The following is a 23,203-nucleotide window of genomic DNA, read 5'->3' on the forward strand; positions in this document are numbered from 1 at the left end:
CCCCGCCTAAAATGCACAGATATGTTTCTTGAGGTCTCCCAACTCGAAGTGCACTACGCAGGCCGCGCACAGGCCGCCGTGCAAGGCGTCACGCTCAGCCTGAAAGCGGGTGACATCGGCGTGCTGATCGGCCCCTCCGGCTGCGGCAAGACCACCCTGCTGCGCGCCGTGGCCGGGCTGGAGCCCGTGACGGGGGGCGAGATCCGCCTCACCAAAAGTGTGGTCAGCAGCGCCCGCCTGAGCGTGCCACCCGAGCTGCGCCGTATCGGCATGGTGTTCCAGGACTATGCGCTGTTCCCGCACCTGTCGGTGGGCCGCAATGTGGCGTTTGGCATCCACCAGTTGCCCAAGGCCGAGCAGGCCGCGCGGGTGGCCGAGGTGCTGCATCTGGTGGGCCTGACGGGCAGCGAGCACCGCTACCCGCACGAACTCTCTGGCGGCCAGCAGCAGCGTGTGGCGCTGGCCCGCGCGCTGGCGCCGCGCCCACAGCTCATGCTGCTGGACGAGCCGTTTTCCAACCTCGACGTGGACCTGCGCGAGCGCCTGGCACACGAGGTGCGCGGCATTCTCAAGGCCGCAGGCGCCACGGCGCTGTTTGTGACGCACGACCAGTTTGAGGCGTTTGCCATCGGCGACGTGATCGGTGTGATGAACGAAGGCCACCTGCACCAGTGGGACGATGCCTACACCCTGTACCACCGCCCCGCCACGCGGTTTGTGGCCGACTTCATCGGCCACGGCGTGTTTGCACCCGCCACGCTGGTGCAGCGCGGCAACAACGTGGTGGCGCAAACACCTTTGGGCGACCTGACCGACCTGGACGAGTGCCCCCTGCCCAGCAGCTACCCCGCTGGGGAATGTGATGTGCTGCTGCGCGCCGACGACATCGTGCACGACGACCATGCGCCCGTGCAGGCGCAGATCGTGCGCAAGTCGTTCCGGGGCTCGGAGTTTCTGTACACCCTGCGCCTGGCCAGCGGCCACACGGTGCTGGCCCATGTGCCCAGCCACCACGACCACGCGCTGGGCGAGTGGATCGGCATCCGCGCCCAGGTGGACCATGTGGTCACCTTTCCCCGCGAATCCGCACCAAGATTTGAATAAAAACAGGGCTTACCTCTCGTCCATTAAGCGCTGATAGCTATTATTTATATAGCAATCAAAGGTTTGTATCCTGCTCCAGAAACCGCGCCTGGTGCTCGGGCGCTGGCAGCATGCAGGTGGCAGAACGGCCCCAGAAGCGGTAGCGGTTGCGCGCCACCCAGCGGTACAGCGCGTCGCGCAGCGGGGCGGGCACCAGCCAGCCCACCCAGGCCAGTCGCCACGGCCAGCCCAGGGCATGCAGCACGCGCAGGATGGCGGCCGTGTGTTGCCAGCTGCGCTCGCCGTCGATGACTAGCAGGGTCTGCAGGCCTTCGAACTGGAGCCCCGCCCGCTCCAGCAACTGCCGACCAACGGCACTCTGGATGGAGGCAAACCGGATGCGCTGAGACCGGTCATGCCGCAGCAGAAACTGCACCCAGCCATTGCAGAGCAGGCACTGCCCGTCAAACACCACGATCATGCGGGCGCCCCTAGCTCTACCCCGGCCGCGCCCGGCGGCACGAGCAAGTGCCCCTGGTAGCTGACCACGCGCCCCACGCCGGGCACGGTGGCCGACACGCGAAAGTGCAACGCGTCACCCACCCCGGATTCTTCGGCCACCACCTCTGGGCACAACCATGCGGGGCACGGGATGCCGCAGAAATGCAGCTGCTGCAACTGCATCACCAGCCGCCCATCGGCCTCGTGCAACACAAAGGTCAGCCGCGCGGCCCCCAGGTGTTCCACCACCCGGCCTGCGGACTCGCGCAAGGTGGACTGCATGGTCTGGGCAGGAAAGCGGCGGGTCCACACCTCGGCATCGGGGCGCGCCTGCAGTTCAAAGGTGATCGCCCCCTGCACCGCGCGCTGGGGCGCGCCCAGGGCCCAGGCCAGCACACGGCCCGGCCAGGTGGCGGGCGCCTCGACCTGTACCTGGCCCACCAACCGGTGCGGGCCCGAAAGGCCATGGAACCGCGCGAGTGCGGGTGCTAGCCGCTGGTAGGCGGGGCCCAGGACTCGTTGGTACAAAGACAGGGGGAGCATGGAGCGAAGCGGGAGAAATGGATGACCCAGGCCAGTCTATCGCCAGCCACCCAGCCAACGTCCGCAGGCAGCAAAGAAAAAGGCCGACAGCCGTCGGCCCTCGTGCACGAATACGCGAGCCGTGCGAATTTAGAAGGTGTGAATGAATCCGGCGGGCCCGAGCAGGCCGCCAAAACGCGCTCGATCTAGGCGCAAAGCGCAGCCATAGCTCGGGCTATGGCGAGCATTTGCAACGACGAGCGGGTGTGTTTTGGCGGGATGAGCGGGCATGGCGGGTTCGTTCGCACCTTCTCAGGACTTGCCCTTGCGCTGCAGGCCCTCCAGGCCGTTCAGGTCCACCTGCGACATCAGGCCCCGCAGCTCTTTCACGCCGATCTTGTCGCCCTCGATGCTGACCACAAGGCCGTTCTTCAGGATGGTCTTGAACTCTGCGTGGCTGCCATCCTTGTCGTAGCGCTGGTGCAAGGTGCGGCCACCCTCTTGCCAGGTCTTTTCGGCGCTGGTCTGGTCTTCCTTCTCGCCCTGCGCCATGCCCATGGCCATCACCGCCATCTGCCCCAGGCCGCCCACGTCCACGATCTCCAGGCGCAGCTGCTTCTCGTCGTTGCCGTATTGCGCGCTGGCCTGGCTGGTGGGCAAGCCCAGGGCGGCACCGTCCTGCACATCAAAACCCGTGCGGGGCAAGCCCGCCAGCTTCTCGGGCAGGGCCGCCTTGAGCGACTGGGCCGCAATGGCCTGCCACCCACCCAGCACACCGGCCGCAGCCTTGGCGGCATCGCCCGTGGCGGCGGCGATGGCGGCCGGGTCCTGGCTCTTCTGGGCCTCTTCCATCTTGCGGGCAGCTTCTTCCATCTTCTTGCCTGCGGCTTCGAGACCTGCGGTGTCGATGGAGACCTTGCCGCCGGGCGTGTTCATGGTGATGGCAGGGGCGTCGGCGCCGCCAAACAGTGCACCGCTGCGCGGCATGAACAGCGCGCTGACGGCACCGATGACCACACCCATCACGATGGCCGCAATGATGACCACCACCGTGTAGCCCACCGACTTTTCAGGCGCACTGCGCATGAGCACCGGCAGGCCGGTATAGAGCAGGTAGATGGAGTACAGCGCCGCCAGCAGGCCCAGCATGGCCAGCGAGGGCAGCAGGCTGAAGATGCCGCCCAGCAGGGCAGCCGTGCTGGCATACACCGCCACCTTCAGCGCCTGGATCTGGTTCTTCTGGCCGCCAAAGGTGGGCGCCAGCGCATCGATGATCAAACCCAGCACGAAGATGCCGACCAGGCTGAGCCCGTACGACACCACCATGTTCACCAGGCCCGAGACAAAGGGCACACGGATGGTGACGCCAAAGCCCCCAAAGCCAATCAGCGACATGCCGATGAAACCGCACACAGCAGGAATGGCCGCGAGGACCATCGCATAGCGCGTGAACAGCGTGGCCACATCGGTGCTCTCGCCATCGATGGTGGCCCAGGTGTCCTTGGGTTGCAGAAGAATGCTCTTGGCGCGTTCGATCAGGTTCATGGTGTCCTCCCGGCAATGTGGATGGGCCTGCCGATGCGTTTGCATGCGCTGGCAGGCCGAAAGTCGCGGACGATACGGGACGAAACGCCGCTTTGGCTAGCACCGGCAAATCATGCGCCACCCAAAACGTGGAATATGCACGGTTTCCGACCGGTGGATTGCCACAATGATCTGCAGCGGCGGGCCCAGCAATTTAGCGGCGTCTTCCCACCGGGGATAGGTCCGGCGCCAGAACGATGGAGGCCCAACAAGATGGAAGGCCGCCGTTTGCGCCATGTCAGGGACGCTCAGTCCTCAGGATCTGCAAAATTTCATTTTTCTTGCGCTGGCGCTTCAGGTCCACAATAGGCGGGTACGGCAAAGCAGTGAAACATACACCATTGGACGTACAAGGGGGTGGAGGAACCAGTTCCGACAGGCTTTCTGCGGCCTCAAGGGCTGACTGGACCGGAGCCTCGCGATTCATGTGATTCATGCGAACCTGCAAGGGCACACCCCGCTCCACCAAGAACCGCACCACGGCTGGCTCATACATGGAGATTGCAATGCCCAATGCACTTTCTCCCCAAGGCGTGGTCCCACCAAGGTCCAGTCCGCGTTCGTGCATAGCCTCCAGCACAGGCAGCGCCACCTCTCCCTGGCGGGCCACATGCACCACGGCCTCGGCTACTTTCGGGATCGGCACCCCGTTGCGCACCATCCAGATCTGGTTGGCGGCGATTCGGGTCTCCTGCAAATTTGCTGGGCCCAGGCTATTGATGTCGGCCCCTGCCTGCTTCATGAAATCAAGGACTTCCACGCTGGCGTAGCTCACAGCCTCCTTCAGGGGGGTCGTTTCCTGGTTAGATCGATAGGTGCGCCCCTTGGCATTGATATCCAGGCCCCCATCGAGCAGGCGCTGCACATCCGCCACGGTCTGCAGCCGAGTCGTGTGGAACAGCGTGGCGCCATGCACAGTCCGGCTCGCCAGATTGCCACCCCAGGCCAGCAGGCGGTCCAGGACCTCTGGGCTACCACCCGCTTCGACGACCAGGTCTGCATCGATGAATCGCTGCGCGCCACCGGCAAGATAGGCCTCGACCACTGGGGCGCTACGGTACATCACCGCGCATTGCAAGCCCTCCCGCGTGCGGGATACCGCACCCGCTGCATGCAGCATACGGATGACAGCGGCGCGCTCAAGCACACTGCCCTCTCCCGTGCAGGCTCCTTTCAACAGCGCGTCTCGTTGAGCGCCCTCCAGGGAACGCCCCTCGCTGCGTAGCCAGTTCTTGAAGTAGTCAAACTTTCCGAAAGCCAAGGCCATTTGGGCAATTTCGATCCGCTGCAAGCGGGTGGTTGCTATGCCCGCGTGCGGCAAGCGCGTAAACAAATCATCCCGCCGCCTTTGCAATGCGATGCGGTACAGGCTGGGCACGCGCACCCATCCCGTGCGTGCGAGAGATCGGGCCACCACCATGGCAGAGTCGCCTTCCAGCGCAAGAAAAGACTGCACCCACCGCAAGTCATTACAGTGACTGGAATGAGACCGGACAGAGTGATCACGCGTCGCCGGAAAAACCACTTCCATCTCGGCCCTGCGATTCTTTGCGCTGCCCTCGTCTGTGTTGTTATCCGCAATAGGCTGGCGTGCGCCTTTGGCCTCGGCGTATACCCTGGTGGCACCCCACTCTGTGTTGTCCGCAAACCATTGCTTCACAGCGAGCGCCCTTGCCATCGACAAGGCCTGTGCATTGCGTTCACGCGACGAGGCGTGCCCAACGACAATCAACACATCTATCGGCGTCGTTCCCACACGGCACTTCAGCCTGTCGAGCTGGTCTATTTGCTCGCCCTGGAGGACTGACGAGCCTGGTTCAAAAAAAACATCGGCAGCTATCTGGAGGGGACTAGAAGCCCAAGAGAGAGACGGCACCAGCGCGATCGCCAGCAACATTGACTGTGTGAAGGTGCGCAGTATGAACAGCATGGCCACACTCTAATGCAGCGTGGCGGCCACCAAAATTTGACCCAGTTAGAACCATGGGTCGGTGCAAGTGGCGGCGTGTTGAAGCCCGGGAGTACGGTAGCCCTAGCGCTGATGAAGGCCAGGACCGCCTCACAGTGACGACGGGGGCTTTCCGCCCTCAGCTGCGACGCAACCGGTCTACCGCCTGCTGGAGATCCTGTGTAAACACACGCCGATCACGGACACCGGGCAGCTCGGGCGGGCCGTAGTGCACCACGGCCTCGATGGGCGGGGCGCTGAGCGTGCGCCAGATCGAGCCCACCAGGGTTTCGTCGCCGATGTAGCTGGGAGCAAAACTGGTAGCGCCCGTGGCCTTGTCGGCAAAGCGCAGGCCTACGGGCTGCACGGGCGCCTTTGCAGCCACGGCGGCCTGCAGCAGGTTGGCGTGGAAGGGCAGCATCTCGCGCCCGTCGCCCGTGGTGCCTTCGGGGAACACGGCCAGCACCTCGCCGCGCTCCAGCGCTTCCTGCATCGAGCGCACCATGCGCAGCGCATCGCGGCGTGAGCTGCGTTCGATGTAGAGCGTGCCCGCCGCCGTGGCCAGGGTGCCGATCAGCGGCCAGGCCTGCACGTCGGACTTGGAGACAAAGCGGCAGTGCCGCGCCGCATGCATCACCGGAATATCGAGCCACGAGATGTGGTTGGCCACCAGCATCACCGGACCAGTCACCGGGGGCTGCCCCAGGATGCGCAGGCTGATGCCCGCATGGGCCAGCAGCTCCAGCGACCACACCTGCACGCGGGCGTGTTGCTGGTCCGGCGACAGCGACGGAAACCGCAGCGCCACAATCCACAGGCCCTTGGCGATGTGACCCAGCAGCCGCAAGAGGCGCCAGCTGGCGCGCAGGAACTTCACGGCCGGGCCTTGCTATCGCAGCGTCGCGCCGTCTCAGCTGCGGTCAAAAGCGACCTGTCCGCCGACCAGGGTCATGCGCACGCGGCCGGGCAGTTCGTAGCCCGAGAACGGCGTGTGTTTGCCCTGGCTGGCGAGCGCGTCGTCCTGCACCGTCCACGCTGCCTGCGGGTCGAAGATGCAGAGGTCGCCCACGCCGCCTTCCACGATCTGGCCGACGCTGGCCTGCAAGGTGCCCAGCGCGTTGCCCAGCACGCGTGCGGGCTCTGCCGTGACCACTGCCAGCGCGCGCCGCAAAGGCACACCACTGTCTTGCGACCATTTAAGCGCCAGCGACAGCAGCAGCTCCAGCCCCGTGGCGCCGGGCTCGGCTTCGGCAAACGGCAGGGTCTTGGCGTCTTCATCCACCGGGGTGTGGTCGGACACCAGCGCATCGATGGTGCCATCGAGCAGCGCCGCGCTGAGGGCGTCGCGGTCGCGCTGCTGGCGCAGCGGCGGCGTCAGGCGCGCGCGGCTGTCGAAGAAGCCGATGTCGTTTTCGGTGAGGTGCAGCGAGTTGATGCTGACATCGGCCGTGACCTTCAGGCCATCGGCCTTGGCGCGGCGTACCAGCTCCACGCCCGCAGCGCTGCTCAGGCGGCACAGGTGCACGCGCGCGCCGGTGGTCTTGAGCAGTTCAAAAATGGTGTGCAGCGCAATGGTCTCGGCCGCCACGGGCACGCCCGACAGGCCCAGTCGCGTGGCCAGCGCACCGCTGGCGGCAACGCCCTTGCCCAGGTGCATCTCTTGCGGGCGCAACCACACGGTGTAGCCAAAGGTGGCTGCGTACTGCAGCGCGCGCTGCAGCACCTGGGTGCTGGCCAGCGGCACCTCGGCCTGGCCAAAGCCCACGCAGCCGGACTCGGTCAGCTCGGCCATCTCGGTCAGCACCTCGCCAGCGAGGTTGCGCGTGAGCGCGCCCAGCGGGAACAGGCGCGACTGGTGCAGCTTCTCGGCGCGGAACTTGAGCATCTCCACCAAGCCGGGCTCGTCGAGCACGGGGTCGGTGTCGGGTGGGCACACCAGGCTGGTCACGCCACCGGCCACAGCGGCGGCCATTTCGGATTCGAGCATGCCCTCGTGCTCGTGGCCGGGCTCGCGCAGGCGCGCGGCCAGGTCCACCAGGCCGGGCAACACGATGCAGCCGGCAGCGTTGATGGTGCGGTTGGGCGCAAAGTCGGGCGGCACGCGGTTGACCCCCACGATGCGGCCCGCCGCCAGCGCGATGTCGCAGGTCTGGTCAAGGCCCGAAGCGGGGTCGATCACACGGCCGTTCTGAATCAGTATCTTCATGATTTCAAGCCAAATTGGCTGCTAGCGCTAGATGAATAAGCACGAGCAGCTATGAAAACAGGAGTATTCATCCTCAAGGTCACGCCTCGTTCCCTGCGACGATGGACATGACAGCCATGCGTACCGCGATGCCGAAGGTCACCTGCGGCAGGATCACGCTCTGCTTGCCATCGACCACGGCAGAGTCGATCTCCACGCCACGGTTGATGGGGCCGGGGTGCATGACGATGGCGTCGGGCTTGGCCAGTTGCAGCTTTTCCTGCGTGAGGCCGAAGCTCTTGAAATACTCCTGGCTGGAAGGCAGCAGCGCACCGCTCATGCGCTCGTTCTGCAGGCGCAGCATGATGACCACGTCGGCGTCCTTGATGCCCTCTTCAAGCGTGTGGCACACCCGCACGCCCATCTGCGCCATATCCGACGGCACCAGGGTGCGCGGACCCACCACACGCACTTCGGCGCAGCCCAAGGTGGTCAGGCCGTGGATGTCCGAGCGCGCCACGCGCGAGTGCAGCACGTCGCCCACGATGGCCACGGTGAGGTTGCTGAAGTCCTTTTTGTAGTGACGGATGGTGTACATGTCCAGCAGCCCCTGCGTGGGGTGGGCATGCCGTCCGTCGCCGGCGTTGATCACGTGCACATGCGGCGCCACGTGCTGCGCGATGAGGTAAGGCGCGCCGGACTCGCTGTGCCGCACCACGAACAGGTCGGCGGCCATCGCGCTCAGGTTGGCGATGGTGTCGAGCAGCGACTCGCCCTTGCTGGCCGAGCTGCGCGCGATGTCCAGGTTGATCACGTCGGCCGACAGGCGCTTGGCCGCGATCTCGAACGTGGTGCGCGTACGCGTGCTGTTCTCGAAGAACAGGTTGAACACGCTCTTGCCGCGCAAGAGGGGCACCTTCTTGACTTCGCGGTCGTTGACGCTGACGAAGTTGGCGGCCGTGTCGAGGATGTGCGTGACGATGTCGCGCGGCAGGCCCTCGATGGACAGCAGGTGGATGAGTTCGCCGTTGCCGTTGAGTTGGGGATTGCGCTTGTGCAGCACGGTCAGGCCTCTTTAGTCTTTGTCTTGGACTTGGAATTGGAAGGTGCCGCTGTCGCCACGCGCCAGGGCCAGCGAATGGGCGACCGGCAAGGCCACCCGGGCAGCAGCAAAGTCGGCCTGCACGGGCAGCTCGCGTCCGCCACGGTCCACCAGCACAGCCAGGCGCACGCTGGCGGGGCGGCCATAGTCGAACAGCTCGTTGAGCACGGCGCGGATGGTGCGGCCGGTGTAGAGCACGTCGTCCAGCACCAGCACGTCGGCACCGTTCACGTCAAACGGCAGCGCGGTCTGCGCACTGGCCGACAGGCCACGCTGGGCGAAGTCGTCGCGGTGCATCACCGATGACAACACACCGGCCGGGCCTTCCAGGCCCAGGTCTTTTTGCAGGCGCTCGGCCAGCCAGGCGCCACCGGAGGCGATGCCCGCCAGGCGCGTGGTGGGGGTCAACATGCTGCGCACGCCGCGCAGCAGTTCGCGGTACAGCGCCTCGGCGTCTAGCACCAAGCTACCGGACATTCCAGGGGATGGGGTGGTCATGGGAGATTCCTCAAAAACTGTTCCAGGATGATGCAGGCCGAGGCCGCGTCGGCATCCTTGGCACCACCTGCAATGGCTTCGGTGGTGCTGTAGCGCTCGTCCACCTCGAACACCTGCAAGCCAAAGCGCCCGCGCAACTGGCGCCCGAACTTGAGAGCACGCGCGGTGTTTTCGTGGGCCGCACCGTCGGGGTGGTAGGGCACGCCGATCACCAGCGCATCGGGCTGCCATTCCTTGATGCGCTCGGCCACCTGGGCAAAACGGGCGTCGCCCTCGGCCTGGATGGTGCGCTGGGGTGTGGCGCTCTTGAGCATGCGGTTGCCCGAGGCCACGCCCGTGCGCTTGAGCCCAAAGTCAAAAGCAAGAAAGGTCTGGAAATGCGCAGGAACGGCTGGCGGCTGGATGGACTGAGCGGGCGCGCCAGTCATGCGTGCCCCGCCTCGGGCGACAGCATCCAGGCCTGCAGGCCCAGAAGCGACAGGGCCCGGTCGTACCGCTCGGGCACGGGCGTGTCGAAGATCACCGACAGATCGGCGGCCACCGTGAGCCAGGCGTTCTCGGCAAGCTCAGACTCCAACTGACCCTCGCCCCAGGACGAATACCCCAGCGTGATGAGCACGCGGCGGGGACCTGCGCCAGTGGAAAGGGCTTCGAGCACGTCCTTGGAGGTGGTCATCTCCAGGCCACCGGGGATGGTCATGGTGGAGGCGTAGGCCGACTCGTCGGTTTCCCCCTTGTCCATGAGCATGGGTTCGTGCAGCACAAATCCGCGCTCGGTCTGCACCGGGCCGCCCTGAAAAACGGGCTCTTTGGTGAGGTCCTCGCGGCGCAGCGACAGGTCCACCTTGTCAAACAGGCCCTTGAGGGTGATATCGGTGGGCTTGTTGATGATGAGGCCGAGCGCACCGCGTTCGCTGTGCTCACACAGATAGACGACGCTGCGCGCAAAAGACTCATCTTCCAGGCCGGGCATCGCGATCAGGAAGTGATGCGTCAGGTTGATGGGCGCAGAATCGAAAGACATCCCGCAATTTTAACGGTGAACATGCCCCCCTCCCCCGAGCCCACTTACTCCCGTGGCCTGGTCTGGTTCCGCCGCGACCTGCGTGCCCACGACCAAGCGGCCCTGTACCACGCGCTGACGCGCTGCGAGCAGGTGTTCTGCGCTTTTGTCTTTGACAAGGACATTCTCGATGCCCTGCCCCGCGCCGACCGGCGGGTGGAGTTCATCCGCGAGTCGCTGGTGGAGCTGGACGACAGCTTGCGCGCGCTGTCGCCTCAGGGGCGGGGAGGCCTCATCGTGTGGCACGCGGTGGCCAGCGATGCCATTCCGGCACTGGCCAACGCCCTGGACGTGCAGGCGGTCTTTGCCAACCACGATGACGAACCCCAGGCGCTGGACCGCGACCGCTTGGTGCGCACGCGCCTGGCGGCTGCAGGCAAGGCCTTCCACACGTTCAAGGACCATACCCTGCTCGAGCGCAGCGAGGTGCTGACGCAGACCGGCAACCCGTACAGCGTGTTCACGCCGTACAAGAATGCCTGGCTCAAGAAGATCGATGTGTTCCAGCTCAAGAGCTATCCGGTGGAGCGCCACGCCCACCATTTGGCGGCGCGCCCAGAGGCTCATTGCCAGCCTGTGCCCACCTTGCAGGACCTCGGGTTTGAGCCCACAGCGCTGTCCCAGCTGCGCCTGCCCACCGGCGCCCAGGGCGCACAGCAGTTATTCGACGATTTTCTCGGCCGCATCGAGCGGTATGAGGACACGCGCAACTTTCCGGCGGTGAAAGGGCCCAGCTACCTGAGCGTGCACCTGCGTTTTGGCACCATCTCGCCGCGCTTGCTGGCACGCACGGCGCACCGCCTGATGCTGGAGGGCAACCCGGGCGCCACGACCTGGCTCAGCGAACTGATCTGGCGGGACTTCTACTTCCAGATCCTGCACCACCACCCGCATGTGGTGGGCCAGAGCTTCAAACCGGCCTACGACGCCATCGCCTGGGAGACCGGCCCCGGGGCCGACGCCCTGTTTGCCGCCTGGTGCGAGGGCCGCACCGGCTACCCGCTGGTGGATGCCGCCATGGCGCAGATCAACCAGACGGGCTACATGCACAACCGCCTGCGCATGGTGGTGGCAAGCTTTCTGGTGAAGGACTTGGGGCTGGACTGGCGCCGCGGCGAGGCCTACTTTGCCACGCTCCTCAATGACTTCGACCTGGCCGCCAACAACGGTGGCTGGCAGTGGGCCAGTTCCAGCGGGTGTGATGCCCAGCCCTATTTCCGCATCTTCAACCCGGTGAGCCAGAGCGAGAAGTTCGACCCGGAGGGCAAGTTCATCCGCCGTTACCTACCCCAGATCGCAGCGCTCCCCACCAAGGCACTCCACGCCCCCTGGCTGGCGCGCCCACTGGAGTTGCAGGAAGCGGGCGTGCGCCTGGGAGACACCTACCCCTTGCCCGTGGTGGAGCACGATGCCGCACGGCAACGCACGTTGGAGCGGTATGCCGTGGTGAAGACGGCTGCAGGGTGACAACACACGGACCCACAGACTCAAGCAGGTCGCCGAGGGCTAGCGATGCGCGGTGGGCGGCGGGTCGTCCGGCGGGGGCTCCTCCGGCGCCATCTGCATGCTCTCACCGCCCAGCGAGGCACCGGCGGCCAGCCGCAGTCGCAAACGCACATCGGTGCGGTTGTCTGCGTTAGCGATGGCTTCTTCGGGCGATATCGTGCCCGCCTCCACCATGCCCAGCAGTGACTGATCAAAACTCCACATGCCCTGCTCGCCACTGCGGGTGATGGCGGTCTTGAGTTCGTCGATCTGCCCCTTCTGGATCAGTTCGGCCACATAGGGCGTGAGCAGCATGATCTCGGTGGCAGGCACCAAGTGGCCCGCAAGGCCCGGCACCAGGCGTTGCGCCACCACCGCCCGCAGGTTGAGGGACAGGTCCATGAGCAGCTGGCGGTGCGCGTCCTCGGGGAAAAAATTCACGATGCGCTGCACCGCCTGGTTGGCATTGTTGGCGTGCAGGGTGGACACACACAAGTGGCCGGACTCTGCGTAGTGCAGCGCGTGCTGCATGGTGGCCCGGTCGCGGATCTCGCCGATCATGATCACGTTGGGCGCCTCGCGCATGGCACGGCGCAGCGCCTCGTCATACGACAGGGTGTCGAGACCCACCTCGCGCTGCGTCACTAGGGATTTTTTGTGGCTGTGCAGGTATTCGATGGGGTCTTCTACCGTGAGGATGTGCCCGCCAGTGTGCGTGTTGCGATGGTCCAGCAACGCGGCCAGCGTGGTGGTCTTGCCCGAACCTGCGGAGCCCACCGTCAAGACCAGGCCCCCTTTGAGAAACGCCAGCCGCTGGAGGACGGGCGGCAACCCCAGTTCTTCCAGCGTCGGGATCCGCGCTATCACATGGCGGATCACCATGCCGACCTGCCCCCGCTGCATGTGCACGTTCACGCGAAAGCGCTCCCCGTCGGCGGTCTGCAGCGAGAGGTCGCACTCCATCGTGGTCTCGAACTCCTTGCACTGGGCCTCGCGCAAGATGGAATAGGCCATATGCCGCACATCGTCGGCCGCCAGAACTTGCTGTGTGATGGGGACAAAGGCACCCTGCCGCTTGATGGTGGGCGCTGCACCCGCCAGCAAAAACAGGTCCGAAGCCCGCTCGCGCGCCACCAGGGCCAGGCAGGCCAGCAGCCGGGGATCGGGAGAAGGGGATGGTGCCAGCGGGTCCATCACGGTGACTCGGTCCGCCCTGTCCATGCACAGGACACCACAAGGCAAGGCAACAAGAGAGCACTCCCGACCCAGGCTGACTCGCAGGGTCGGGAGTGGGCCAGCATGGTGTCAGGCCTCGGCCGCCGCAGCGATGCGCGCGTAGTGCTGGATCAGGCTCAGCAGCTCTTCGTCCGAATAGGGCTTGCCCAGGTAATGGTTCACACCCAGCTCCATCGCGTGCTCGCGGTGCTTTTCAGCAATCCGCGAGGTGATCATGATGATGGGCAGATCACGCAAGGCACCGTCTGCACGGATGTTGCGCGCCAGATCGAAGCCGTCCATGCGCGGCATTTCGATGTCGGACAGGACCACCGTCGGGCGCTCTTCCTGCAGACGCTCCAGCGCCTGCAGGCCATCGGCCGCCAGGGCCACACGGTAGCCTTCGCGCTGCAGCAGACGCTGCGTCACGCGGCGCACGGTGATGGAATCGTCCACCACCAGCACCAGCGGCACCTGGCTCGGTCCCGACAACTGCTGAGACACGACGGCCTTACCCGTGCCGCCTGCGGCGGGGGTGTCGGGCGCTGGTGCCATGTCGGCACTGGCCGCACGCACCTGGTCGCCATACACCGTGGCCAAGGCCACCGGGTTGTAGATGAGCACCACGGCACCCGATGCCAGCACGGACATGCCCGCCAGACCCGGCAGACGGGACAACTGCGGCCCCAGGTTCTTCACCACCACTTCCTGGTTGCCCAGCACTTCGTCCACGTGCATCGCAACACGCTGGGCAGCGCTTCGGAAGATCACCACCGGGCGGGTCTTACCCGCTGGCTCGGTGCTGCGGGTGGACGACTGCAGCAGGGCTCCTGACCAGAAGAACGGAATTTTCTCCATGCCGTCGTCAAACACGCCGGTACGGTAAGCCTCTGCCAAGTCAGGTGCCGAGGTGCGGCGGACGATCTCGACCACGTTGGCTGGAACGCCGATTGCCAGATCACCCGAGCGCAGCATCACCACCTGCGTCACTGCGGTGGTCAACGGCAGCACCATGCGGAATGCCGCGCCTTTGCCCGCCTCGGTGGAGGTTTCGATGCGGCCGCCCAGCGCATTGATCTCAGCACGCACCACGTCCATGCCGATGCCACGCCCTGCCAGACCGGTCACTTCGGAGGCCGTCGAGAAGCCTGGCATGAAGATCAGGTTGGCCGCATCCGCATCGCTCAGCTCCACGCCGGGCTCCACGATGCCCTGAGACACGGCCTTTTCGCGAATGCGCGGCAGGTTCAGACCCGCTCCGTCATCGCGGAACTCGACCGATACGTCATTGCCTTCGTGGTGCAGATCCACCGTGATGGTGCCCGACGACGGCTTGCCGGCCGCCGTGCGCACTTCAGGCTCTTCAATGCCGTGGGCCACGCAATTGCGCAACAAATGTTCGAAGGCGGGCGTCATGCGGTCCAGCACGCCACGGTCCATTTCGATGGAGCCGCCGGTGATGTCCAGCTTGATCTGCTTGCCGGTTTCCTTCGAGGCCTGGCGCACCACCGCGTACAAGCGCTCGGCAATCCCCTCGAACTCCACCATACGTGTGCGCAGCAGATCCCGCTGCAGCTCACGCGCCTGGCGGCCTTGGGCAATCAAGTCATCTTCAGCGCCTTCCATGGCGCGTTGTAGATTGCGCTGCACCGTGGCCACGTCATTGACCGACTCGGCCATCATGCGGGTCAACTCTTGCACCCGCGTGAAGCGGTCGAACTCCAGCGGATCGAAGCCCGCAGCAGAGTCCTTGGACAGCGCCAGACGCGACTGCATCTGAGATTCGGCCTGCACCTCGATGTCGCGCAACTGCTGGCGCAAGCGGTCCAGATTGCCCGACAGATCGGTGAGTGAGCTGCGGAACTGGCCCAAGCGCGCGTCCAGGCGCGAACGGCTGATCATCACCTCGCCCGCCTGGTTGACCAGGCGGTCCAGCAGCTGTGCACGCACGCGCACCGACTGGTTGGCTGCCACCCGCAGGGGCGCCAGCTGGGACGGTCCGGGCAGGCGCACGGCCGGAGCCGTTATCGCCAGCGGCTTGGCAGAAGATGCTGCCGGCGAGGGGACGGAGGCGTCGGCCGCGTCGGCCGCATCCGCCACATTGGCACGCAAGGCGGGTGTGGCTTCGACCGGCAGAGTAACCACTGTGTCGGAAGGCCCCTGACCAATGGCACGCAGCGCCTCGAAGTTGGCTTGCAGTCCATCGAAACTGCCTTGCAACGGCTCGATCTGGTCGGCCGTGACGGTTTCTGCGTCCAGCTGCTCGATCGCAGATTCCAGCCGGTGGGCCATTTCGCCCAGGCGCATCGCCCCGGCCAGTCGCGAACTGCCCTTGAGCGTGTGCAGGGCCCGCAATACTTCGCTGCGGGCGCTGAGGTTGTCGGGGCGCGACGCCCATTGGCGCAACGCACCACCGAGCTGGGGCAGCAACTCGGCCGCCTCTTCCTCGAAGATGGGGAACAGGTCAGGGTCGATGACGTCGATCGCATCGATGTCGTCGTCCGCGTCCGGGATCGAGGCAATGGCGTGCGCGATGGCATCGTCAATGTGCTGATCGTGGTCGTGGATGACGGCAGACAGCGCGGGCGCCACATGGCCCACCACGGGGGCAGGCACAGCGGGTGCAACAGCCTCAGGCTCTGCATCCACCACAGGCACCTCCACCACCGGCTCAGGTGCCAACTCGGCCGCAGCAATTTCGGACGCTTCCTGCTCTGCGGCGTCGAGGTAGGCCTGCGCATCTTCCTCGGGTGGAGACTGGGTGCTGACCACCTCGGTTTCCAGAATCTGGCGCAGCTGGGCCAGCACTTCCGGGCTGGGCTCTTTGAGGAACCCGGCAGCAAACTGGTGCAACAGGCGGCGGATGTCTTCCGCTGCAGCCATGAACGCGGCCGCTTGTTCCTCGGTGCCACCCGACTGCAGCTGCACATGCTGCAGCGTGTGCTCCAGCACGCGGGCCATTTCGGACAGCGCGGTGAAGCCCACCGTGGCCGAACTGCCGGCGAGAGAGTGCGACAGGGCCACGGCCGTGTCAGGCAGCGGCTCATGCAGCTCCAGCGCCCATTCCTGCAAACAGGTCACCAAGCGACGAGACCATTCATCGGCCTCATTCAGGTACACGTTGTACAGCGGGATACCGATGCGCAGCGTGTCGATGACCTTGACGGCATCGTCGCTGCCGCCTTCTTCCTGCGGCAGGGCATCGAGCAGATGCGCCACTTCTTGCGCGGGCTCCACATCAGCGATCAGGTCGTCTGGCAACGCTTCGGAACTGGCCACAGCCACGTCCTCGGGGGCAGGTGCAAGCAGTTCGGCAGCCTCGGCCGACTCGGCCTCCAGCAGCTTCTCCAACTCAGCCACGTCCAGGGCTTCCAGCCCATCCGAAGGAATGCGGGCCTCTGTATCCACCGCGTTTTGCGGTTCGGCGGCATCGAGCACCAGGTCTTCTGGCAGCAATAGTTCGTCGCCCAGGGCGCCTGCGGGCGCTTGCAGCGGCGCATCGACAGATTCTGCGTGATCCACTGCGGGCACAGGCGCTTCCGCAGACACAGGTTCCAGGTCAGGCAGCTCCAGGTCGAGGACAAAGTCCACGCTGGACGGATCGACCACAGGTGCAGGTTCGTGGGCAGACTCGTTCAAAGCTGCAGTGAACACTGAGAAGTCGATCTCCTCGGCCACTTCCGGGGCACCGTTGGCGCTCTCGACGGGCGGTTCGGGCACATGCTCGGATATCTCGGTGGCCTGGAAATCCGGCACCGTCAGTTCTTCGCTGAGCACTTCGGCGGAGAGGGCATCCACCGGCTCTGGCGCGGCCTCGGCAAGCTCCGGCGCGGCCTGTGGTGCTGTAGGTTCGGGCGCAATACCGCCACCCGATGGCATCGCCAGCGGTACCAGCGTGCCATCCAGGCGCATGGCGTCTGCCGACCGGCGGAAGGACTCAGGGTCCCAGCCCGTCGCGCGGCCTGCGGCGATGTCGTCTGCCCAGCTACTGAAAGCATGCAGTGCGTCGGTGGACAACTGCAACAAGCTCGGCTGCATGGGCTTTTGTTCGGCCAGCCAGACGTTGAGCACCTGCTCCATCGACCAGGCTGCTTCGCCAAAGTCATTCAGCCCCACCATGCGCGAGCTGCCCTTGAGCGTATGGAACGCACGGCGCAGTGTGGTCTGCTCGCTCAGGTCACCAGGTTCACCCCGCAGCTGCTCAATGGCAGCCAGGCCGTTGACCACCACTTCGCGTGCCTCTTCGAGGAACACGTCGAGCAGTTCATCTTCGACATCGGGCGCTGGAGCGGGCGCAGCCGCAGCCGCCGAAGCGGCTGCTTCCAGCGGTACGGGCGCGGCAACGGCGGGAACGTCAAAGGAGATGTCCGGGGCCAGGCCTGCGGGCTCTGCGGAAACGCTGGCATCGGCTGCGGGGGCCGACTCAAAATCAGGGAACGGCGCAAAGTCCGTGGGCTCGCTGACAGGCTCCTGCACCGGAAAGCGGGGAATCACGTCTGGCACCAAGGTGGCAGAACGCTCTTCCAGCTTGGCAGGCGCTTCTTCCACAGCATCAGAGGCGCGCGCACGGGTTTTACCCATAAGGATGCGCAGCTCGCCCAGTTCTTCGTCGTACACAAAGAGCTTGCGCGCCATGGTGCGCTGATAGCTCAGCATGTCGATCAGGAAACCCAATGCACCCAGGCTGTTACCCAGCTTTTCAAACGCGCTTTGGCGTTCTTCTTCGGGCACCTCGTTGATCAGCAGGCGCTCCACCGTGTCGCGCATGCGGACCACAGCCAGTGATGCCTGATCCAGCCCCAGCACCGACAGCACGCCGCGCATCTGCGCAAGATGCCCTGGCACGGTCGCCAGCACACCAGTGTCCTTCGGGTTGCGGAAAAACTGGTCCATGGCCTTTTCGGCCTCGCCCAGGGTCACCCGGAGCTCATCGACCACGCTGCCCATGGTCTGGTTGTCGCTGACCCGGCGGTACAGCTCTTCCATCCATTGTTCAAGGGGTTCGGGTTCGGCACCCGCCGTGACCGCATCCAGACGCTCTGCAAGACGGCTGGCGCGGGCTTCCATCTGTTCGTCTGCCGTGTCCAACTCTTCAAAAGCTGCCTGCAGGTACAGCACGGAGGTAGCCACTTCCATCGCCAATGCGGGCGACGGGGGTTCGCCCGACCGGGTGGTTGAATCCAGGGCACGCGTCAGCGCCTGCGCCAGATTCTCACTGCCCGGATGGAGCTTGCGCAGCGAATCGCACACCAGGCTGAACTGGTCTGCCGCTGGCTTGAGTTTGTTGCGGTCGCCACCCGCCAGGGCAGACCAGGTTTCCGTGGCCGAGGCAATGCGCTTGCGCGCCTGCGTCAACACCGCCGGGTCAAAACGTCCGAAGCGGGCCGTCTCGTAGTCCACCGGCTTGAAGCGGTCCAGCGCAAAGGCCTGACGGACAGCACGCAATGAGGGCGCTGCGTCGTCTGCCAGATCGGCCACCTTGGCCTGTGAGCAGAAGAACAGCAGGTCCTGCACCAGCCGGTCGGCGATCGTCGGATCGCCCTTGGCCAAGGTGGCGTACTGCATGAGCACACGGGATGCCACGCGCTTGACGTACACATCTGGCGGCAAAAGGCCCGAGCCAAACGCATCGAAGAAACCCGCGCAAATTTTCCAGAACGCACGCGCCTGCCGATCTGTTTGTGCAGCCACAAAGCCCAGGCAGGTGTCGCGCAGGCTCAGGGCGGCCTTCAGGTCCCCCGACTTGACGATGCGCAGCACAGCAGCATCCAGCCGCGCCCGCGCCTCCGGACCGTAGGGCAGAGGTGGGCGCGACACCGCACCTTCGGGTTCACGGAAACGGCGCTCCACCGGCCAGAGGTCAGCGGGATGAACGCGATCAGCGCCTGCCAATGCCTGGGCATCGCGGTATTGCGGAAACAGGGCCACGGGCGATACCGCTTTGCCCGCCAGCACGGTTTCCAGGTATTCGATCAGCGCAAAACTGGCGCGCTCGATCACGGCGGCAGCGTCATCGCTGCAGGTTTCGGGGCGCTGAACAAACTTCTGCACCGCCGATTCCATGGACCGCAACACCAGCGCCGGAGGGCCCATGCCCACCATTTCCAGCGCACCACAGGCTTGGTGCAGTTGCTGGCGCGCAATGCGCAGGGGGCCAGCGTCCAGCGCCGCCAGATCGGACTCGCGTGCTACCTCGGCATCACGCACAAAGCGCCGCATCGCCTTGACAGCACCGTCCAGCGATTTGCGCAGCTCGTCAAGCACCCAAGCCAAAGGACCCAGGTCCTGATCTCCCTGGGTCCCGTCGGCGGCCGGTGCATTGTTGACATCAATAGATGACATGGATTCGTCCCCGGCTGCAATGAGCCAGCTGGTTGATGACTAACTGCTGCGTCAGGCGATCTTGAAACGTGCCACCGATTGGCGCAGTTCCTCGGCCATGTGCGAGAGCTCGCGCACCTGTTGCGCTGTGGTGCGGGTACCTTCCCCCGTCTGCTCGGTCACCGCAAAAATGTGCTGGATGTTGTCGGCCACTTCGTTGGCCAGAACAGCTTCCCGGGAAGTCGAAGACGAAATCTGCTCAATCAGTTCGGCCAAACGGCGCGACACGCGGTCAATCTCGGTCAGCGCAGTGCCAGCGCTGTCGGACAGGCGCGCCCCTTCCACCACACCCTGCGTGGAGCGCTCCATAGCAGCCACGGCATCCTGGGTATCGGTTTGAATGGCTTTCACCAGGGCAGAAATCTGGCGCGTCGCATCGGCCGAACGTTCAGCCAGACGCTGCACTTCTTCCGCCACCACCGAGAAGCCGCGACCGGCTTCACCGGCGGATGCAGCCTGGATGGCAGCGTTCAGAGCCAGCACGTTTGTCTGTTCGGTAATGTCAGAAATCAGCTCGGTAATTTCACCGATCTCCTGCGACGATTCACCCAGGCGCTTGATCCGCTTGGAGGTGTCCTGGATCTGGTCACGGATGGAGTTCATACCGCCGATGGCGTTCTGCACGGCCTGCAGACCCGAGTCCGCGGCTTGCAGCGACTGACGAGCCACCGTGGCGGACTCTTGCGCTTGTGTAGACACCTCGTTAATGCGGGTCGCCATGTCCAGAACGGAGCGGCCGGTTTCGCGAATTTCACGCAGCTGCTCGGTCGATGCCGCCAACAGTTCGGTCGAGGTGTTGTCCACCTGGGCAGTCGTCTGCGCCACGCGGGTCGCCGTGTTCTGCACGCTGCCCACCAGTTGGCGCAGCTCTTCCACCGTGTAGTTCACCGAGTCGGCAATGGCGCCCGTGATGTCTTCCGTCACGGTGGCTTCTTGCGTCAGGTCACCTTCAGCGACCGACTGCAGTTCGTTCATCAAACGCAAAATGGCGGCCTGGTTGGCGTCGTTGACGCGCTTGGCTTCCTGCTCCTGGCGCTTGGCGTCGCGTTGCTGGTTTTCAGCCGCTGCCTGACGGCCACGGCTGTCCAGCAGCTGGACGCGCGAAATGCCGATACCGCACAGCAGCACGAACAAGCCTGCCAGCGCCAGAGCGGCAAACTGGCCGGCGCCCAAACCGGTCTGGGCGGACAGCTTGCTCTGCAGACCTTCAAGCTGGCGGCGCAGTGGCTCGCTGTCGGCAATGATGGCGGACTGTGCTTCGCGGGCAGACACCAGACCTTGCAGGTTGCCCAGAATCGCGCTGGCCTGGGTCCGGGTCTGTTCGTACAGCTTGATCAGCGCTTCTAGTTGTTCGCGGGTCTGCGCATCCTTGGTGGCCGACAGGCGCAACTCGGGGCTGCCTTCCAGCAGGCCCTGCGCGATTTCCTTGAAGGAGTTCAAGTCCTTGCCCAACAGGAACACGGCCTCAGGGCTCACGCCTTCCATCGTCTGGAACTCGTTGGCAGACTTGCCGATACGCTGGGTCAACATCACCAGCTGGCCTGCGGCGGAGATTTCGGCAGCGGGCGCATTTTGTTGCAGCTTGAGCGAGGAGACCGTTTCAGCGATTTCCAGCAGGTCGGACGACTGGCGGTTGATGGTGCGCAGAGCGTCACCCACCTGCGTCAGGATCTTTTGCTGACCCATCACCACGCTGGCGTTGCGCTCGGCGCGCTCCATCAGGGGGTTGACGGCGTCCAGATCGGGTTTGAAGGGCTCACCCAGCGACTGCACACCCAGCTCGTTGTCACCGGCATTCAGGGCGCGCACGTTGCGGGCCAGCACGCCAGAGCTTTCCACCACGTCCGGGAAGGCCTGTGGGCTACCCACCAGCGCCTGCGACACCGACTTGGCAAGACGTTGCGACTGCATCAGCGACTGGCCGGTAGCAGCCAATTGCTGTGCGGAACGGTCGGCCTGCTGCAGCACCCAACCGGCGATCAGCGCCAGCACCACCACACCCACGGCCAGCAAGGCCAGCAGTCGGCGCTGATGGCCGGCAGCGGTCGAACGGCCCAGCAGGGGCAGGCTGATGAGGTCTTCTTCGGCCTCGGGTGCGGTCAACTCGGGCGTGTAGCCGTCGGGGTCGCCCTGGACGCTGTTCATGGCTTCGGCCTGGTAGGAGTCGCGCAGTTGCGAACCATCCAGAGCCCCCGTGGCCAGGAGATCCTGCCCATCGTCGGTCGCGCCGGTGGCTGCGCCGGTGTCAGGCGTGGCGGGTTTCCGGTTGAACAGTTTTCCAAATTGATTGACGACGGACATGGTGCAGCCTTACAGAAAAACTCAAGCACTGATGCTCAGGAAAGCGGGATGTTGGGACAGGATCTGCAAGTTCAGCTCCTGCCAGCGTGTGCCACTGGAATCGATATAGGTGGTGCCGAAGAAGCTGGGTGAATCCTCGGCGGGCGGCTCGGACGACACAAACGCATCCGTGCCGCGCAGACCGGCGAGGCGGTCCACCAGCAAGGCAGCATTAACGTCGAGCGCCGCATTGAATGCCAGCAGGCTGGCCTCGGACAGCGCTTGCTCTGTGCGTGCTGCGGTGGACCCCAGCAACCCAGCCAGATCCACCACCCCCACCAAGCCGCCGCGCAGGTTGGCCACCCCCAGAAACCAGCTCTGGGTGTAAGGCACGGCCTGCACCGATACCCAAGGGAAGATTTCCCCGGACTGCCCCAGGGGCAGCAAATAGAAATTCCCGGCGGACTCTACAGCCAGCCAGGAGGACACAGACGTACCTTCGGACCTTGCAGCCTGCAAACGGCTGGCAAGTCGGGTCTGGAGCTCCCGTAGGGCTTCGCGGTTTGCCATGAGCGCGCCGCTGCCTCAGTTCAGAGCGTCAATTTTGGCCTGCAGCTCTGCGGGATCCACCGGCTTGGTGATGTAGCCGCGCGCACCCTGGCGCATGCCCCAGACACGGTCGGTTTCCTGGTTCTTGCTGGTGCACATGATGATGGGCACATCAGCGTAAAGGGGGTCACGGGTAATGGCACGCGTGAGCTGAAAACCGTTTTGGCCCGGCATCACCACATCCATCAGGATGAGGTCAGGCTTTTCTTCGGCCAGACGGCGAAACGCCTCTTCGGCATTTTCTGCGGTACGGACTTGCATGCCTTTTTTCTGAAGCAGGTCCGTCAAAAACATCAACTCGGTCTTCGAGTCGTCGACGACCAATACTTTCTGAATGGGCATTACATGGCTCCTTGTTGGGAATTGCCAAACTGCTGCACTGCCTGCAACAGCTGGTCTTTGGTAAACGGCTTGGTGAGATATTCCTGGCAGCCGACCATGCGCCCACGCGCCTTGTCGAACACGCCGTCCTTGGAGGACAGCATCACCACCGGGGTATCTGCGAAACGGGCGTTGCGCTTGATGATGGCGCAGGTCTGGTACCCGTCGAGCTTGGGCATGAGGATGTCGCAGAAAATCAGCTGAGGCTGGTAATCGTTGACTTTGGCCAAAGCATCAAAGCCGTCGTCGGCCAACAAGACTTCGTGCCCCCCCTGCTTGAGAAAAATCTCGGCGCTTCGACGGATGGTGTTGCTGTCATCCACCACGAGCACTTTGAAAGATGCGCCTGTTGTAGTCAATTGTCAC

18 protein-coding genes are annotated in these 23,203 nt (G+C 64.7%); 2 read left to right on the forward strand and 16 right to left on the reverse strand.

What is annotated here, in order from left to right; translation table 11 throughout:
* The first annotated feature begins 21 nt into the window (after window positions 1–21).
* Window positions 22–1,104 carry an ABC transporter ATP-binding protein gene (locus tag N4G42_RS19865; protein ID WP_260668418.1) on the forward strand — a complete coding sequence of 361 codons (1,083 nt, stop codon included), beginning with the start codon at window positions 22–24 and terminating at the stop codon, window positions 1,102–1,104.
* Between the two features lie 55 nt (window positions 1,105–1,159).
* Here the strand turns inward: N4G42_RS19865 and N4G42_RS19870 are convergent, their stop codons facing one another.
* The 10 genes from N4G42_RS19870 to N4G42_RS19915 all read right to left on the reverse strand — a co-directional run bounded on the left by N4G42_RS19870 (window position 1,160) and on the right by N4G42_RS19915 (window position 10,447).
* On the reverse strand, window positions 1,160–1,564 hold the full coding sequence (locus N4G42_RS19870; RefSeq protein ID WP_260668419.1) for a thiol-disulfide oxidoreductase DCC family protein: 405 nt from the start codon (window positions 1,562–1,564) through the stop codon (window positions 1,160–1,162).
* A complete protein-coding gene (locus tag N4G42_RS19875; RefSeq protein WP_260668420.1) occupies window positions 1,561–2,127 on the reverse strand; it encodes a DUF4166 domain-containing protein in 567 nt (188 codons plus the stop codon). Before N4G42_RS19875 ends, N4G42_RS19870 begins: the two co-directional genes overlap by 4 nt.
* Window positions 2,128–2,418: 291 nt before the next feature.
* Window positions 2,419–3,651, reverse strand: coding sequence for a Yip1 family protein (locus tag N4G42_RS19880; RefSeq protein WP_260668421.1), 1,233 nt, complete (start codon window positions 3,649–3,651; stop codon window positions 2,419–2,421).
* Between the two features lie 277 nt (window positions 3,652–3,928).
* Entirely contained in the window at window positions 3,929–5,620 is a 1,692-nt protein-coding gene (locus tag N4G42_RS19885; RefSeq protein WP_260668422.1) for an OmpA family protein, read from the reverse strand.
* A 157-nt stretch (window positions 5,621–5,777) separates the two neighbouring features.
* Complete coding sequence (locus N4G42_RS19890) at window positions 5,778–6,515, reverse strand: 1-acyl-sn-glycerol-3-phosphate acyltransferase (protein ID WP_260668423.1); 738 nt, start codon at window positions 6,513–6,515, stop codon at window positions 5,778–5,780.
* A 33-nt stretch (window positions 6,516–6,548) separates the two neighbouring features.
* Entirely contained in the window at window positions 6,549–7,844 is a 1,296-nt protein-coding gene (locus N4G42_RS19895; protein WP_260668424.1) for a dihydroorotase, read from the reverse strand.
* A 79-nt stretch (window positions 7,845–7,923) separates the two neighbouring features.
* Complete coding sequence (locus N4G42_RS19900) at window positions 7,924–8,886, reverse strand: aspartate carbamoyltransferase catalytic subunit (RefSeq protein WP_056066217.1); 963 nt, start codon at window positions 8,884–8,886, stop codon at window positions 7,924–7,926.
* A 12-nt stretch (window positions 8,887–8,898) separates the two neighbouring features.
* Entirely contained in the window at window positions 8,899–9,423 is a 525-nt protein-coding gene (gene pyrR, locus N4G42_RS19905) for a bifunctional pyr operon transcriptional regulator/uracil phosphoribosyltransferase PyrR (RefSeq protein WP_060987636.1), read from the reverse strand.
* Window positions 9,420–9,851 carry a Holliday junction resolvase RuvX gene (gene ruvX / locus N4G42_RS19910; RefSeq protein ID WP_015015582.1) on the reverse strand — a complete coding sequence of 144 codons (432 nt, stop codon included), beginning with the start codon at window positions 9,849–9,851 and terminating at the stop codon, window positions 9,420–9,422. The genes pyrR and ruvX overlap by 4 nt, the downstream gene beginning before the upstream one ends.
* Entirely contained in the window at window positions 9,848–10,447 is a 600-nt protein-coding gene (locus tag N4G42_RS19915; protein ID WP_015015583.1) for a YqgE/AlgH family protein, read from the reverse strand. Before N4G42_RS19915 ends, ruvX begins: the two co-directional genes overlap by 4 nt.
* Before the next feature lie 21 nt (window positions 10,448–10,468).
* Between N4G42_RS19915 and N4G42_RS19920 the strand changes: the two genes are divergently transcribed.
* Window positions 10,469–11,953 (forward strand): cryptochrome/photolyase family protein, encoded by a 1,485-nt coding sequence (locus N4G42_RS19920; protein WP_260668425.1) that lies wholly within the window; start codon window positions 10,469–10,471, stop codon window positions 11,951–11,953.
* Window positions 11,954–11,992: 39 nt separating this feature from the next.
* Here N4G42_RS19920 and N4G42_RS19925 read toward each other — a convergent pair whose 3' ends face one another.
* The 6 genes from N4G42_RS19925 to N4G42_RS19950 all read right to left on the reverse strand — a co-directional run bounded on the left by N4G42_RS19925 (window position 11,993) and on the right by N4G42_RS19950 (window position 23,196).
* Complete coding sequence (locus N4G42_RS19925; RefSeq protein WP_409557851.1) at window positions 11,993–13,165, reverse strand: PilT/PilU family type 4a pilus ATPase; 1,173 nt, start codon at window positions 13,163–13,165, stop codon at window positions 11,993–11,995.
* 111 nt (window positions 13,166–13,276) lie between these two features.
* Window positions 13,277–19,528, reverse strand: a complete 6,252-nt coding sequence (locus N4G42_RS19930; RefSeq protein WP_260668427.1) for an Hpt domain-containing protein — start codon at window positions 19,526–19,528, stop codon at window positions 13,277–13,279.
* Between the two features lie 51 nt (window positions 19,529–19,579).
* Complete coding sequence (locus tag N4G42_RS19935) at window positions 19,580–21,868, reverse strand: methyl-accepting chemotaxis protein (RefSeq protein WP_056746880.1); 2,289 nt, start codon at window positions 21,866–21,868, stop codon at window positions 19,580–19,582.
* A 21-nt stretch (window positions 21,869–21,889) separates the two neighbouring features.
* Window positions 21,890–22,417: a chemotaxis protein CheW gene (locus N4G42_RS19940; RefSeq protein WP_056066233.1), complete on the reverse strand. Its 528-nt coding sequence runs from the start codon at window positions 22,415–22,417 to the stop codon at window positions 21,890–21,892.
* Between the two features lie 15 nt (window positions 22,418–22,432).
* A complete protein-coding gene (locus tag N4G42_RS19945) occupies window positions 22,433–22,798 on the reverse strand; it encodes a PleD family two-component system response regulator (protein ID WP_005796104.1) in 366 nt (121 codons plus the stop codon).
* Entirely contained in the window at window positions 22,798–23,196 is a 399-nt protein-coding gene (locus N4G42_RS19950) for a PleD family two-component system response regulator (protein WP_005796099.1), read from the reverse strand. Before N4G42_RS19950 ends, N4G42_RS19945 begins: the two co-directional genes overlap by 1 nt.
* Window positions 23,197–23,203 lie beyond the last annotated feature (7 nt).

The sequence above is a fragment of the Acidovorax sp. K2F genome, assembly GCF_025246485.1.
Taxonomy (GTDB): Bacteria; Pseudomonadota; Gammaproteobacteria; order Burkholderiales; family Burkholderiaceae_C; genus Acidovorax; species Acidovorax delafieldii.

Coding starts and splice junctions, on each gene's coding strand:
- N4G42_RS19940 (WP_056066233.1), bottom strand. CDS start 22,417: ATGGCAAACCGCGAAGCCCTACGGGAGCTCCAGACCCGACTTGCCAGC.
- N4G42_RS19935 (WP_056746880.1), bottom strand. CDS start 21,868: ATGTCCGTCGTCAATCAATTTGGAAAACTGTTCAACCGGAAACCCGCC.
- N4G42_RS19865 (WP_260668418.1), top strand. CDS start 22: ATGTTTCTTGAGGTCTCCCAACTCGAAGTGCACTACGCAGGCCGCGCA.
- N4G42_RS19885 (WP_260668422.1), bottom strand. CDS start 5,620: ATGCTGTTCATACTGCGCACCTTCACACAGTCAATGTTGCTGGCGATC.
- N4G42_RS19930 (WP_260668427.1), bottom strand. CDS start 19,528: ATGTCATCTATTGATGTCAACAATGCACCGGCCGCCGACGGGACCCAG.
- N4G42_RS19875 (WP_260668420.1), bottom strand. CDS start 2,127: ATGCTCCCCCTGTCTTTGTACCAACGAGTCCTGGGCCCCGCCTACCAG.
- N4G42_RS19925 (WP_409557851.1), bottom strand. CDS start 13,165: ATGGACCCGCTGGCACCATCCCCTTCTCCCGATCCCCGGCTGCTGGCC.
- ruvX (WP_015015582.1), bottom strand. CDS start 9,851: ATGACTGGCGCGCCCGCTCAGTCCATCCAGCCGCCAGCCGTTCCTGCG.
- pyrR (WP_060987636.1), bottom strand. CDS start 9,423: ATGACCACCCCATCCCCTGGAATGTCCGGTAGCTTGGTGCTAGACGCC.
- N4G42_RS19920 (WP_260668425.1), top strand. CDS start 10,469: ATGCCCCCCTCCCCCGAGCCCACTTACTCCCGTGGCCTGGTCTGGTTC.
- N4G42_RS19870 (WP_260668419.1), bottom strand. CDS start 1,564: ATGATCGTGGTGTTTGACGGGCAGTGCCTGCTCTGCAATGGCTGGGTG.
- N4G42_RS19915 (WP_015015583.1), bottom strand. CDS start 10,447: ATGTCTTTCGATTCTGCGCCCATCAACCTGACGCATCACTTCCTGATC.
- N4G42_RS19895 (WP_260668424.1), bottom strand. CDS start 7,844: ATGAAGATACTGATTCAGAACGGCCGTGTGATCGACCCCGCTTCGGGC.
- N4G42_RS19945 (WP_005796104.1), bottom strand. CDS start 22,798: ATGCCCATTCAGAAAGTATTGGTCGTCGACGACTCGAAGACCGAGTTG.
- N4G42_RS19880 (WP_260668421.1), bottom strand. CDS start 3,651: ATGAACCTGATCGAACGCGCCAAGAGCATTCTTCTGCAACCCAAGGAC.